Below are 13,881 nucleotides of genomic sequence, written 5' to 3'. Positions count from 1 at the left end.
GTGGTTCAAAGTATGCGCCGTTCCTGCTTTACGACTCGGGGTCAGGCCCCGCCTGAGCCCGCTGTCCCAAGCCCCTGAAGATGCGGTGCGGACGCTGTGGCCGCTGAGCGAGTCCGGCCCTGCCCGAGGTGGCATGGTGCCGCGCCCGGACGCCTGGAACGACGTGTGCGGCCCGCCGGTCCCCACGATTCCGATTTGCGGCCCGGGTATCCGGCCGCACGCTGGATCGGGGGGACCGGCAGTACTCCTGAGAGGACAGCACGCATGCCCACGGTGATCACGCGCGACGGTGTCGACATCTTCTACAAGGACTGGGGCCGAGGCCGCCCCGTCGTCTTCATCCACGGCTGGCCCCTGAACGGGGACGCCTGGCAGGACCAGCTCAAGGTGGTCGCGGACAACGGGTTCCGAGGCATCGCCCACGACCGGCGCGGTCACGGCCGCTCCACCCCGGTCTGGGACGGCTACGACTTCGACACCTTCGCCGACGACCTCGACGACCTGATCACCCAATTGGACCTGCGGGACGTCACCCTGGTCGCGCACTCGATGGGCGGCGGCGAACTCGCCCGCTACATCGGCCGGCACGGAACCGGCCGGATCAGGTCCGCGGTGCTGCTCTCGGCGATCACTCCGCTGATGCTCCAGGGCCCCGACAACCCCGAGGGCGTGCCGCAGTCGGTCTTCGACGGCATCAAACAGGGCATCCTCGCCGAGCGCTCGCAGTTCTGGAAGGACACCGCGGTGGGCTTCTTCAGCGCCGACCGCAGCGGCAGCAGGGTCACCCAGGGCAACAAGGACGCCTTCTGGTACATGGCCATGGCCGAGACCGTCCAGGGCGGCGTCGCCTGCGTCGACGCCTTCGCGGCCACGGACTTCCATGAGGACCTGAAGAAGTTCGACATCCCCACGCTCGTCGTGCACGGCGACGACGACCAGGTCGTTCCCATCGACGCCACGGGCCGCAAGTCCGCCCGGCTCATCCCGGACGCGGCCCTCAAGGTCTACGAGGGAGGCTCCCACGGCATCGCCCTTGTCCCCGGCGACAAGGAGAGGTTCAACAAGGACCTCCTGGAGTTCCTCAAGCGCTGAACACCAGATGTCCTCAAGCGCTGAACACCGGATGTCCGGGTGCGCGGCGGGGTCCGCCGAATCCATCCGCAATCTTTTCGAGTTCTGCCGATATGCAGTGAAGCGTGGCAGCGGCAAGGGTCATATCACGCCGAATATGCGGCGAGCCGTGCGGAGCGGCCGGATGGTGACGGGTGGGACCCTGCCACGCCGTGATTTCGGGCCCCGAAGTCCACCCGGGGCGTTGATCACGTGGCGCGGGCGGCAGGAGAAGCTTCTGTTCACGGGGTCGGATTCCGTCGTTCCGAGCGCGCGAGGGCCCGTACTGCCCCGTTCTTGTCGCCTGGGCGGGGCCGTTTCGTCGTTCTTCCGGTTGGCTGAAAACGGGCTCCCCGATCAGTGGTGCCGCAGTGAAAAGTGAGCACGAGAGAGCCGAACAGGCACTCAGGTATTCCAATCATTTGTTCGCTTCACTGACCCTTTGGGGGTACACATGCGCACCGAAATGATTCTCGCCAACGACGTCTCCGCCGACCTGGACCTCGACCTCCGCATCTCGGAGGTGTCCGACGACACCCAGGAGTTCGGCGCGGGTACGTACTCCTCGCCGAGCAGCTACGCGATCGGCACCCGTTGTCCGATCTGCTGCTGACGCGGCACATGCGTCGGCATCGGCCGACGCGGGACCGACTGAAGTGAGGCGAGGCGGAGCGGGCTCGGCCCGCTCCGCCTCGCCGTACCACCACATCGCTTTCCCGTACCGCCGCACCATGGGGGGCTGCCGACGTGCGACCAGACCTGGAAACGGACCTGGACCTGGATCTCTTCGAGGTCCGCGAGCCGGTGCTCGTGCGGATGGCGAGTGCGCCGCGCGACCGCGCCGAGGCCCGCATCGACGCCGACGACCCCGTGCCGGGGCTGCGCCGCCTGGCCGGTGACCCGCTGCTCCGCCAGGCCGTCGAGGTCGCCAGCGGAAGTCTCTCGCTCAGCCTCCAGCGCCTCGCCACCGCCGAGGGCGCCGCCGCCCTCGGCCGGAAACGCACCCTCAGCGCGGCCAGGACGCTCACCCGGTACGCACGCCGCGCCGGTGGCCGGCCCACCCCCTTCGGCCTGTTCGCGGGCGTCGGCCGGGCCGCCTTCGGCCCCGCCGCCAAGGCCGCGCTCACCGGCCCCGGCGAGGTGTCGGTCCGGCTCGACGGCCTCTGGCTGCACCGCCGGGTGCTCGACTGGCTCGCCGTCCCCGAGGTCCGCCGCCGGACCGACGTCGTCCTCAACGATCTGTGCGTCCGGCGCGACGGCCGGCTCACCCTGCACAACGGCCAGCGCGAGATCTCGGTCCGGGACAACGCGCTGGTCGCCGTGGTCCGCGAGGCCGCCGCGCGGCCCGTCCCGTACGCGGCACTCGTCGACGACCTGGGCGCCCGCTTCCCGTCCGTCGAGCCGGGCCGCATCGACGGTCTCCTCGCCGGTCTCGTCCAGCACGGCCTCCTGCTCACCTCCCTCACCCCGCACCGCATCGACGCCACCCTCCTCGACCGCGTCGAGGCCGCCGTCGACGGGGCCGTGCCGGGCGCCGCCGAAGGACTGCGGGCCGTCCGCGCCGCCGCCGGCGCCCACGAGGCGGACCCGCCCGGCCGGGGACAGGACTCCTGGCGGGCGCTGCTCGCCGCCGTCCGCGCCCTGGACGGCGACGACGCGGACAGCGGCCGACGGCCGCCCGTCCACGTGGACCTGCGGATGCCCGCCGACATCGTGCTGCCGGAGACGATCGGCGAGGAGGTGCGCCGCTACGCCGCCGCGATCTGGGCGATGACCCCTGAGTGGACCACGCTCGCGTACATGCGGGACTACCGCGACCGGTTCATCGAGCGGTACGGCACCGCCTCCGCCGTCCCGCTCGCCGACCTGGTGGACCCGCACCGCGGCCTCGGTCTGCCGCCCGAGTACGGCTCCTCCGCGCCGGCCCACCCCCGCACCGGCCCCGGCGAGGACGCCGACCGTCCCCGCCGCGCCGCGATCGCCGAACTCCTCCAGCAGGCCGTCCTCGACGGCGGCGACATCGAACTCACCGACGCGGACGTGGCACGTCTGGCCAAGGCCGTCGGCCACACCCCGGAAGGCCGCGCGCCGCGCACCCTGGAACTCTGCTTCCAGATCCTCGCCGACAGCCAGGAGGCCATCGACCGGGGCGAGTTCCTGCTGCTGGGCAGTCCGCACATCGGCTCGTGGACGGCCGGCGCGACCGCGGGCCGCTTCGCCACCCTCGCCGGACTCACCGACGAACTCACCGAGTTGGCCGCGGGCCCCGCTCCCGGGCCCGGCGACGAGGACGTGCTCGTGGCCCAGGTCGACATCATGCCGACCGACCCGCGCTCGCTGAACATCGTGCAGGTGCCGCCGCTGCTGCCGTACCGCATACCGGTCGGCGTCGCGGACGACCGCGGCGACCCGCACTGCCTGGACTGGCGGACCCTCCTGGTAGCCGCGGGCGAGGACGGACTGCGACTGCTGCACGGTCCGACCGGCCGTCAGGTCGTCCCCGTCTTCCCGCACATGCTGGCCCTCGACGCGCAGGCCCCGCCCGTCGCCCGCTTCCTCTCCGACCTCGCCGCCGCCCGGCCCCGGGTCTGGTCCGGCTGGGACTGGGCGGGGCTCGACGTCCTCCCGTATCTCCCGCGCGTCCGCTACGGCCGCGTGCTGACCGCGCCGCGCCGCTGGCTCGCCGGGCGCCGCCTGATGGACGCGGCACGCTCGGGAAGCACGGCCGTGTGGGAGGAGGGGCTGCGCGACTGGCGCCGCCGGGGCCGGGTGCCCGACCGGATCCAGATCGCCCGCAACGACCAGATGTTCCCGGTCGATCTGCGCGAACCGTGGGACCAGGGGCTGCTGCGCGCCGAACTGACCGCCGAGGAACCCCGGTTCCAGCTGTACGAGGACCTCACCGCGGACGGTGCCGGGCTCGGCTGGAACTCCGGGTACAGCACCGAGATCGTCGTCCCGCTCGTCCGCGCCCCGCGCACCCCGGCGGCCGACCGGCCGCAGGAGGACGCACCGGCGCTCGCCAAGTCCGCGCTCCGGTACGCGCCCACGGCGTTCCACCTGCCCGGCGAGGACTGGCTGACCGTCAAGCTGTACGCCGAGCAGGCCGCCCACGACACCCTGCTCGCCGAACATCTCCCCGTGCTGCTGGCCGACATCGGCGCGGACATCGACCGCTGGTTCTTCCTCCGCTACCGCGACCCCGACCCGCATCTGCGGCTGCGTCTCCACGGCGATCCGGCCGCGCTGAACGGGCGGGTCCTGCCCGTCGTCGCCCGGCATGTCAGGCGGCTGACCGACAGCGGCGCGGTACGCGGGATGACGCTGGACGCGTACCGCCCCGAGACCGACCGCTACCTCGGCCCCTCGGCTCAGGAGACCGTCGAAGGACTCTTCCTGACGGATAGTCGGTCCGCTCTGGTCCAGCTCCGGGCGCGCCGCGCCGGGGCGGCGGCCGTGCCCGACGACGTCCTCGCGGCCGCCGGGCACGCGGTGCTGCTGGACGCGCTCGGCGACTGGGACTGGTGCGCCTGGGCGGTCCACATGTTCACCAAGGGCCCCGACCACGAGGTCTACCAGCGCCATCGCGCCCTGGCCGACCGGCTGATCGGTCCCGGAGACCTCCCCGGCGACACAGCCCGCCGCGCCGCGGCCGAACTCCGTGTCCCCGCGCTCGCGGAGCTGTGGGCCGACGCCCCCGAACCGGCGGCCTACGGAAAGCTGGTGCTGGCCGCCTCGGAGGCCGACCGCGACGAGGCCGTGCTGTCGCTGCTGCACATGCGGCACAACCGGCTGTTCGGCATCGACCAGGCGGCGGAGGCCCGTGCCTACGCGGTCCTGCGCGGAGCCGCCCGCACCCGCATCGCCCGCCGCGAACACGCGGCCCGGTCCACCGCCGCAGCCGTCAGGAGCGCCCGATGACCACCCTCGACCGAACCGAACTGCGCGAGCGCGCCGGGCAGGTCTCGGAGCGGATCCTCGACCGGCTGGCCGACCCCGCCGCCACCATGGCCGCGACCCGGATCCCGGCCGAGGCCAACGACACCGGCGAGACCGAGGCGATCTGGGCCGAGATGACCCTGGGCAGCGGCAGCCCCGGCCTGGCCATCGCCTTCAGCGGCGCCGCCCGTCCCGGCACCGACCGCACCGCCCGCGCGCACGGGTACCTCGCCGCCGCCACCTCGGCCGCGGCCCTCGGCGACACCACCCCGAGCGGCATCTTCAAGGGGCCCGGCGCCCTCGCCTTCGCCGTCCTGCTCGCCCATCGCGCCACGGGCGGCTACGTCTCCGCGCTCCAGCGGCTCGACGGCTACCAGCGGGACCTGGTCCGCACCGCACTGCCCGCCGTCCCGGAGAACTCCCCACTGCCCACCATCGGGCACTACGAGGTGGTGCGCGGGATGACGGGAGTGGGCCGCTACCTGCTGGCCCGCGCCGAGACCTGCGGCGAGGAGCTGGAGGCCACCCTCAGCTATCTGACCCGCCTCGCGCGGGGGGAGGTGGAACACCGCGGCCACAAGGTGCCGCGGTGGTGGGCCCTGGACGCGCCCCGGATCGGCTCGGAGGACCGACTGCCCGACGGCCACCTCAACCTCGGGCTCTCGCACGGTGTCGCGGGGCCGCTCGCCCTGCTCTCGCTCGCCTGGCGGCAGGGGGTCCGCGTGCCGGACCAGCGGGAGGCCATCGAGGCGTGCGTCGCGCTGCTCACCCGCTGGGCGGTGCGCGACGAGCACGGGCTGTACTGGCCCCCGTACCTGAGCCTCGACGAGTGGCTGGCCGGACCCGACGCCTTCACCACCCCCGCCGGACGGCCCGCCTGGTGCTACGGCGCTCCCGCGGTCTCCCGTGCGCTGCAACTGGCCGGGCTGGCACTGGACCGCGCGGACTGGACCGGCACGGCGAAGGCGTCCGTGGAGCGGCTGCTGACGCTGACCCCGGACCGGTGGGACATCGACGACAACGCGCTGTGCCACGGCTGGGCGGGTGCCCTGCACCAGCTCGGGCGGCTCAACGAGCACTTCGCCGACGCCCGGATCGAGGAGGTCCGGGACCGGATCGCGGCCCCACTGGTCGACGCCTTCGACCCGGAGCTGCCCTTCGGGTACCGCTTCACCATGACGAAGGTGCCGTTCGGGACGGACGTCTCCGGATACCTCGACGGGGCGGCGGGTCTGGCCCTGGCCCTGGACGCGTACTCCGCCGGGGGCGTGCCTTCGGACTGGGACATGCCGCTGCTGCTGGCCTGAGGGCTGTGGTCGGAGAGGTTCACCGGCTCGCGACGCCCGGCACGGCACCTCGCCGCGTTGTCGCATCACCCGAGTGCGTCCAGGACGAGCTCTGTTTCCGTCGTTCCGTCTTGATTTCTGCCGCTCCGTTCACCTTCTGCGACGATGCGAGGAAGAGGGGAGAGCGATCAGGAAGGGAACGGTATGTGCGGAATCGTCGGATACGTCGGTGGGCAGTCGGCGCAGGACGTCGTCGTCGCGGGCCTGAAGCGCCTCGAATACCGGGGCTACGACTCGGCGGGCATCTCCGTCCTCGCGGACGGCGGTCTGGCCGCCGCGAAGAAGGCGGGCAAGCTCGTCAATCTGGAGAAGTCGCTGGCCGAGGCGCCGCTCCCGGCCGGGACCACCGGAATCGGCCACACCCGCTGGGCCACCCACGGTGCCCCCACCGATGCCAACGCCCACCCGCACCTCGACAACGCCGGCCGCGTCGCCGTCGTGCACAACGGGATCATCGAGAACTTCGCCGTGCTGCGCGCCGAACTCGCCGAGCGCGGCCACGATCTGGCCTCCGAGACCGACACCGAGGTCGTCGCCCATCTCCTCGCCGAGGCGTTCTCGTCCTGCGCGGACCTGGCCGAGGCGATGCGCCAGGTGTGCCGGCGCCTGGAGGGCGCCTTCACCCTGGTGGCCGTGCACGCGGACGCGCCCGACGCGGTGGTCGGGGCCCGGCGCAACTCGCCGCTCGTGGTCGGGGTGGGGGAGGGCGAGTCGTTCCTGGCCTCCGACGTGGCCGCGTTCATCGCGCACACCCGCTCCGCGATCGAGCTGGGACAGGACCAGGTGGTGGAGTTGCGGCGGGAGGGCGTGACCGTCACCGACTTCGACGGGCGGCCCGCCGACGTCCGCGAGTACCACGTGGACTGGGACGTCTCCGCCGCCGAGAAGGGCGGCCACGCCTCCTTCATGCTCAAGGAGATCGAGGACCAGCCCAAGGCGGTCGCCGACACCCTCCTCGGACGGATCGACGGCGCGGGGACGCTCCACCTCGACGAGGTACGGATCACCCCCCGCGAGCTCCGCGAGGTCGACAAGGTCGTGATCGTCGCCTGCGGCACCGCGTTCCACGCCGGGATGATCGCCAAGTACGCCATCGAGCACTGGACCCGTATTCCCTGCGAGACCGAGCTGGCCAGCGAGTTCCGCTACCGCGATCCGATCCTCGACCACCGCACCCTCGTCGTCGCGATCTCCCAGTCCGGCGAGACCATGGACACCCTGATGGCCCTGCGGCACGCCCGCGAACAGGGCGCGAAGGTCCTGGCCATCTGCAACACGAACGGCTCCACCATCCCGAGGGAGTCCGACGCCGTGCTCTACACGCACGCCGGGCCCGAGGTCGCCGTCGCCTCCACCAAGGCCTTCCTCACCCAACTCGTCGCGTGCTACCTCGTCGCCCTGTACCTCGGCCAGCTCCGCGGCACGAAATGGGGCGACGAGATCCGGACCGTCATCCGCCAGCTCTCCGAGATCTCCGGGGCGGTGGAACGGGTCCTGGAGACCATGGAGCCCGTTCGCGCGCTGGCCCGCTCCCTCGCCGACCACGACACCGTGCTCTTCCTGGGCCGCCACGTCGGCTATCCCGTGGCCCTGGAAGGCGCGTTGAAGCTCAAGGAACTCGCGTACATGCACGCCGAGGGGTTCGCCGCGGGCGAGCTCAAGCACGGGCCGATCGCGCTCATCGAGGACGATCTGCCCGTGGTCGTGATCGTGCCCTCGCCGCGCGGCCGGTCGGTGCTGCACGACAAGATCGTGTCGAACATCCAGGAGATCCGGGCCCGCGGCGCCCGCACCGTCGTCATCGCCGAGGAGGGCGACGAGGCGGTCGTGCCGTACGCCGACCACCTCATCAGGATTCCCGTTACGCCTACGCTGCTTCAGCCGCTGGTGTCGACCGTGCCGCTGCAGGTCTTCGCCTGCGAGCTGGCGACGGCCCGCGGCAACGACGTGGACCAGCCGCGCAATCTGGCGAAGTCCGTGACCGTGGAGTAGCGAGCAGTGAAGGAACATGCGTGATCATCGGGGTCGGGATCGATGTGGCCGAGATCGAACGGTTCGACGCGGCGATGGAGCGTACGCCGCACCTGGCCGACCGGCTCTTCGTGGAGAGCGAGTTGCTGCTGCCCAGCGGCGAGCGGCGCGGCATCGCCTCGCTCGCCGTGCGGTTCGCCGCCAAGGAGGCTCTCGCGAAGGCGCTCGGCGCGCCGGGCGGTCTGCTCTGGACGGACGCCGAGGTGTACGTCGAGGACAGCGGACAGCCCCGGCTGCGGGTCAGCGGCACCGTCGCCGCGCGCGCGGCCGAACTGGGGGTACGGAACTGGCACGTGTCGCTCAGCCATGACGCGGGGGTGGCGTCGGCCGTGGTGATCGCGGAGGGTTGAGCACATGCGAACCGCGTACAGCGTTCAGACCGTACGGGCCGCCGAGCGCGCCCTGATGGACCGGCTCCCCGAGGGCGCCCTGATGCAGCGCGCCGCGGCGGGCCTCGCGGCGGCCTGCGGCGATGTGCTGCGCCGGCGCGGACGGGTGTACGGGGCCCGGGTCGTCCTGCTCGTCGGCAGCGGCGACAACGGGGGCGACGCGCTGTACGCGGGCGCCCGGCTGGCCCGCCGCGGCGCGGGCGTGCGCGCCGTGCTCACCTCGCCCGGCCGCGCCCACGAGGGCGGGCTCGCGGCGCTGCTGGCGGCGGGCGGGCGCGTGGCGGAGGGCGACGCGGCGACGAGCGCCTGGGGCGGGCACATCGATCTCGTCGTGGACGGGATCACCGGCATCGGCGGGCGCGGCGGTCTGCGCCCGGACGCCGCCGCGCTGGTGCGGGCCTTCGAGGCGACCGGCGCGGCCTTCGTCGCCGTCGACCTGCCCAGCGGGGTCGAGGCCGACTCCGGCGAGGTGGCCGGCGAGGCGGTGCGGGCCGACGCCACCGTCACCTTCGGCACGTACAAGCCGGGGCTGCTCGTCGACCCGGCCGCCGGCCTGGCGGGCGCGCTGCACCTGGTCGACATCGGGCTCGGGCCGGAGCTGCCGGACGTACCCGACCTGGAGGCGCTGCAGTACGCGGACGTCGCCGCGCTCCTGCCGGTGCCCGCGAGCGAGAGCGACAAGTACCGGCGGGGCGTCGTGGGCATCGTCGCCGGGTCGGCGCGGTATCCGGGGGCGGCGGTGCTGGCCGTCTCGGGGGCGCTGCGGGGCGGCGCGGGGGCGGTGCGGTACGTCGGTCCGGGCGCGGACGCGGTGATCGCCCGCCATCCGGAGACGCTGGTCCACGAGGGCCCGCCGTCGAAGGCGGGACGGGTGCAGGCATGGGTCGTCGGGCCGGGGCTCGGTGACGGCGCGGAGGCCGTCGAGGCGGTCCGTGACGTGCTGGAGACGGATGTCCCGGTGCTCGTCGACGCGGACGGGCTGCGGCTGCTCGACGCCGCCGCCGTACGCGCGCGCACCGCGCCGACCGTCCTCACCCCGCACGCCGGTGAGGCGGCGGCCCTGCTCGGCGTCCCGCGCGGGGAGGTCGAGGCGGGGCGGCTCGCCGCCGTACGGGAACTGGCCGCCCGCCACCGCGCCACGGTCCTGCTCAAGGGGTCGACGACCCTGGTCGCCACCGACACCGCGCACACTCCCGTACGGGTCAACGCGACCGGCACCTCCTGGCTGGCCACGGCCGGCAGCGGCGACGTCCTCTCCGGCCTCACGGGCTCCCTGCTGGCGGCGGGCCTCGCCCCGCGCGACGCCGCGTCGGTCGGCGCGTATCTGCACGGCCTGGCCGCCCGCCACGCCGCGGACGGCGCCCCCGTCGCCGCGCAGGACGTCGCCGAGGCGATCCCGGCGGCATGGCGGGACGTACGGGCCTGAGTGATCCTGGGCGCAGACAGCACCGGCAGCAGGGGGCGACGGCGGGCGGACGCCGACAGGAGGCCGATCGTGGGCACCAGCAAGGGCAGCGGTACCGACGTGCGCGTACGCCGGGTGTACGACCCGCAGGAGGACGGCGACGGCACCCGTGTCCTCATCGACCGGCTCTGGCCGCGCGGCCTGGCCAAGGACCGGGCCGGGATCGACAGGTGGCTCAAGGACGTCACCCCGTCGAACGAGCTCCGTGCCTGGTACCACGAGGACCGCACCGGCACCCGCTTCGACGAGTTCGTCGACCGCTACCGCGCCGAACTGGCCGACCCCGTCCACACGGCGGCCGTCGACGAGTTGGTGGAACTGGTCCACGAGGGCGGCCCGGTGACGCTCGTCACGGCGGTCAAGGACGTACCGCACAGCCATGTCCCGGTCCTCGTCGACCACCTGGAACACGAGCTGCGCCGGCGCTGAGATGGCCCCTGCGGCACAGCGGACGTCCCAGGTGACGGCCCCTGCCCGACCCGCCGCCCGCAGGGCCCGCCGCACGCCTCTGAGAGACTGGGCGCGATGAACGAGACAGCGTCCTTGAGAGCCCGTGCCGAGATCGACCTCGCCGCATTGCGCGCCAATGTGCGTGAACTGCGCGCGCGGGCGGCCGGGGCGCAACTCATGGCCGTCGTCAAATCCGACGCGTACGGCCACGGCGCGGTGCCCTGCGCCCGCGCCGCGCTGGAGGCCGGGGCGACCTGGCTGGGCACCGCGACTCCGCAGGAGGCGCTCGCGCTGCGGGCCGCCGGGCTCGGCGGCCGGGTGATGTGCTGGCTGTGGACACCGGGCGGTCCCTGGCGCGAGGCGATCGAGGCCGACATCGACGTGTCGGTGAGCGGGATGTGGGCCCTGCGCGAGGTCGTCGCCGCGGCCACGGAGGCCGGCATCCCGGCCCGTGTCCAGCTCAAGGCCGACACCGGCCTCGGACGCAACGGCTGTCAGCCCGCCGACTGGCCCGAGCTCGTCGCCGCCGCCCGCGCCGCCGAGGACGCGGGCACGGTCAGGATCACCGGCCTCTGGTCCCACTTCGCCTGTGCCGACGAGCCGGGCCACCCCTCCATCGCCGCTCAGCTGAACGTGTTCCGGGACATGGTCGCGTACGCGGAGAAGGAGGGCGTCGACCCCGAGGTGCGCCACATGGCCAACTCCCCGGCGACGCTGATGATCCCCGAGGCGCACTTCGATCTGGTACGGACCGGGATCGCGATGTACGGCATCTCGCCCAGCCCCGAGCTCGGCACCCCGGCCGACTTCGGACTGCGTCCCGTCATGACGCTCGTCGCGTCGATCGCCCTGGTCAAGCAGGTGCCGGCCGGTCACGGGATCAGTTACGGACACCACTACACCACCTCCGCCGAGACGACCCTGGGCCTGGTGCCGGTCGGCTACGCGGACGGCATCCCGCGCCATGCCTCCGGCCGCGCGCCCGTCCTGGTCGGTGGCGTGCGGCGGAGGATCGCGGGCCGGGTGGCCATGGACCAGTTCGTCGTCGACCTCGACGGGGACGAGATCGAGGTGGGCAGCGAGGCGGTGCTCTTCGGCCCCGGGGACCGGGGCGAGCCGAGCGCCGAGGACTGGGCGCAGGCCGCCGACACGATCGCGTACGAGATCGTCACCCGGATCGGCACCCGTGTGCCGCGCGTCCATCTGCATGGCACCCCGGCCGAGTCCTGACCGATCAAGCTCCCCTGACCAGGCACGATCTGAGCACGACTGGAACAGACCAGCCCTGACCTGACGGATACGACCGACGAGGAGCGCGGCACGGTGAGCGAGATCAGCGCGGGGGACGCGGTGACGGACGCCGCCACGGCGGTCGGCTGGCGCCGGGCGGGGTTCGCCGGGGCCGCCATAGGTGTGGTCGCGGCCGGAGCCGCCGCGGGCGTCGCGGTCGAGCGGCTGACCGTGGGCCGGGGCATGCGCAGGAGGGCCAGGCTGGCGCTCGATGCCTCGGGGCCGTACGGCTCGCTGCGCGGACTGCCCGGCCGGGCCACGGCCGACGACGGCACCGAGCTGTACTACGAGATCGACGAGGTCGAGCCGGACGGCGGTGCGGGGACCGGTCCGGGCGGCGAGGGCACGACCGCCACCGGGGCCGGTACGCGCCGCCGCCGGCTCTTCGGCCGCAAGGCGCCCGCGCCCGTCACGGTGGTCTTCAGCCACGGCTACTGCCTCAACCAGGACTCCTGGCACTTCCAGCGGGCGGCGCTGCGCGGTCTGGTCCGTACCGTCCACTGGGACCAGCGCAGCCACGGCCGCTCCGAGCGGGGCCGGGCCCAGGCGGACGGGGTGACGGTCGGCATCGACCAGCTCGGCCGGGATCTGAAGGCGGTCATCGACGCGGCCGCCCCGGAAGGGCGGCTGGTGCTGGTCGGGCACTCGATGGGCGGCATGACGATGATGGCGCTCGCCGAGCAGTACCCCCAGCTCATCCGGGACCGGGTCGCCGCCGTGGCCTTCGTCGGCACATCGAGCGGGAAGCTGGGCGAGGTCAGTTTCGGGCTGCCGATCGCGGGTGTGAACGCGGTGCGAAGGGTGCTGCCGGGGGTGCTCAGGGCGCTCGGCTCCCAGGCCGAACTGGTGGAACGGGGCCGCCGGGCGACCGCCGATCTCTTCGCCGGTCTGATCAAGCGGTACTCGTTCGGCTCGCGGGACGTGGACCCGGCGGTCGAACGGTTCGCCGAGCGGCTCATCGAGTCCACCCCGATCGATGTGGTCGCCGAGTTCTACCCGGCCTTCACCGAACACGACAAGAGCCACGTCCTGCCCGCCTTCCGTGACCTCCCGGTGCTGATCCTGGCGGGCGACAAGGACCTGGTGACGCCCAGCTCGCACAGCGAGGCCATCGCGGACCAGCTCCCGGAGGCGGAGCTGGTCATCGTCCCGGACGCCGGTCATCTGGTGATGCTGGAACACCCGGAGACGGTGACGGACCGGCTGGCGGACCTGCTGGTACGCGTCGGAGCGGTGCCGTCAGCGGCTAACGTTGGCGGGCATGGAAGCACCGCACAACAGCCTGACGGCTGAGCCAGACGAAGGCGCCACGCCGGGCACCGTCACCGTGCGCCTGGCCGTCGAATCCCCCGAACAGATGCAGGCCCTCGGCCGCCGGATCGCCGCTGTCCTGCGCCCCGGCGACCTCGTGATGCTCACCGGTGAGCTCGGCGCCGGGAAGACGACGCTGACCCGGGGGCTCGGCGAGGGCCTCGGGGTGCGCGGCGCCGTGACCTCGCCCACCTTCGTGATCGCCCGTGTCCATCCGTCGCTGACCGGCGGTCCCGCGCTGGTCCACGTCGACGCGTACCGCCTGGGCGGCGGGCTCGACGAGATGGAGGACCTGGACCTCGACGTGTCGCTGCCGGAGTCGGTCGTGGTCGTGGAGTGGGGCGACGGCAAGGTCGAGGAGCTTTCGGACGACCGGCTGCAGGTGGTGATCCACCGCGCGGTCGGTGACACGGACGACGAACGGCGCGAGGTGACGCTGGTCGGGATCGGGGCCCGCTGGTCGGGGCTGGGCGAGGTCTGAGCGCGGGACGCGCTTTCCGACAGTGTGTCGGTACATTGTTGCGCCGGGCGGGGCGGGCGTGGTCACATG

Annotated in this window: 11 protein-coding genes; all 11 read left to right on the top strand. The window is 73.2% G+C overall.

The genetic code is table 11. From position 1 onward, the window contains the following. Positions 1–264: 264 nt before the first annotated feature. Positions 265–1,092: an alpha/beta hydrolase gene (locus ACIOHC_RS06985; protein ID WP_351077979.1), complete on the top strand. Its 828-nt coding sequence runs from the start codon at positions 265–267 to the stop codon at positions 1,090–1,092. A gap of 472 nt (positions 1,093–1,564) precedes the next feature. Further along, on the top strand, positions 1,565–1,723 hold the full coding sequence (gene lanA / locus ACIOHC_RS06980) for an SCO0268 family class II lanthipeptide (protein ID WP_351077976.1): 159 nt from the start codon (positions 1,565–1,567) through the stop codon (positions 1,721–1,723). A 134-nt stretch (positions 1,724–1,857) separates the two neighbouring features. Then, positions 1,858–5,031, top strand: a complete 3,174-nt coding sequence (locus tag ACIOHC_RS06975) for a lantibiotic dehydratase (RefSeq protein WP_401841797.1) — start codon at positions 1,858–1,860, stop codon at positions 5,029–5,031. After that, complete coding sequence (locus ACIOHC_RS06970) at positions 5,028–6,356, top strand: lanthionine synthetase C family protein (protein ID WP_351077974.1); 1,329 nt, start codon at positions 5,028–5,030, stop codon at positions 6,354–6,356. Before ACIOHC_RS06975 ends, ACIOHC_RS06970 begins: the two co-directional genes overlap by 4 nt. A 183-nt stretch (positions 6,357–6,539) precedes the next feature. Beyond that, entirely contained in the window at positions 6,540–8,387 is a 1,848-nt protein-coding gene (gene glmS, locus ACIOHC_RS06965) for a glutamine--fructose-6-phosphate transaminase (isomerizing) (RefSeq protein WP_376221400.1), read from the top strand. Positions 8,388–8,407: 20 nt separating this feature from the next. Next, positions 8,408–8,776, top strand: coding sequence for a holo-ACP synthase (locus tag ACIOHC_RS06960; RefSeq protein ID WP_351077969.1), 369 nt, complete (start codon positions 8,408–8,410; stop codon positions 8,774–8,776). 4 nt (positions 8,777–8,780) lie between these two features. Further along, positions 8,781–10,241, top strand: coding sequence for an NAD(P)H-hydrate dehydratase (locus ACIOHC_RS06955; RefSeq protein WP_401841792.1), 1,461 nt, complete (start codon positions 8,781–8,783; stop codon positions 10,239–10,241). 69 nt (positions 10,242–10,310) lie between these two features. Continuing rightward, entirely contained in the window at positions 10,311–10,709 is a 399-nt protein-coding gene (locus ACIOHC_RS06950) for a DUF488 domain-containing protein (protein WP_401841790.1), read from the top strand. Between the two features lie 96 nt (positions 10,710–10,805). Continuing rightward, positions 10,806–11,960 (top strand): alanine racemase, encoded by a 1,155-nt coding sequence (alr, locus tag ACIOHC_RS06945; protein WP_401841787.1) that lies wholly within the window; start codon positions 10,806–10,808, stop codon positions 11,958–11,960. 93 nt (positions 11,961–12,053) lie between these two features. Then, positions 12,054–13,313, top strand: coding sequence for an alpha/beta hydrolase (locus tag ACIOHC_RS06940; protein ID WP_351077960.1), 1,260 nt, complete (start codon positions 12,054–12,056; stop codon positions 13,311–13,313). Beyond that, positions 13,282–13,812, top strand: coding sequence for a tRNA (adenosine(37)-N6)-threonylcarbamoyltransferase complex ATPase subunit type 1 TsaE (gene tsaE, locus ACIOHC_RS06935; RefSeq protein ID WP_351077957.1), 531 nt, complete (start codon positions 13,282–13,284; stop codon positions 13,810–13,812). Before ACIOHC_RS06940 ends, tsaE begins: the two co-directional genes overlap by 32 nt. Positions 13,813–13,881: the final 69 nt, after the last annotated feature.

Origin of the sequence: Streptomyces sp. NPDC088252 (assembly GCF_044740965.1) — a bacterium.
Lineage (GTDB): Bacteria > Actinomycetota > Actinomycetes > Streptomycetales > Streptomycetaceae > Streptomyces.
This window is presented reverse-complemented; position numbering and strand designations above follow the sequence as displayed.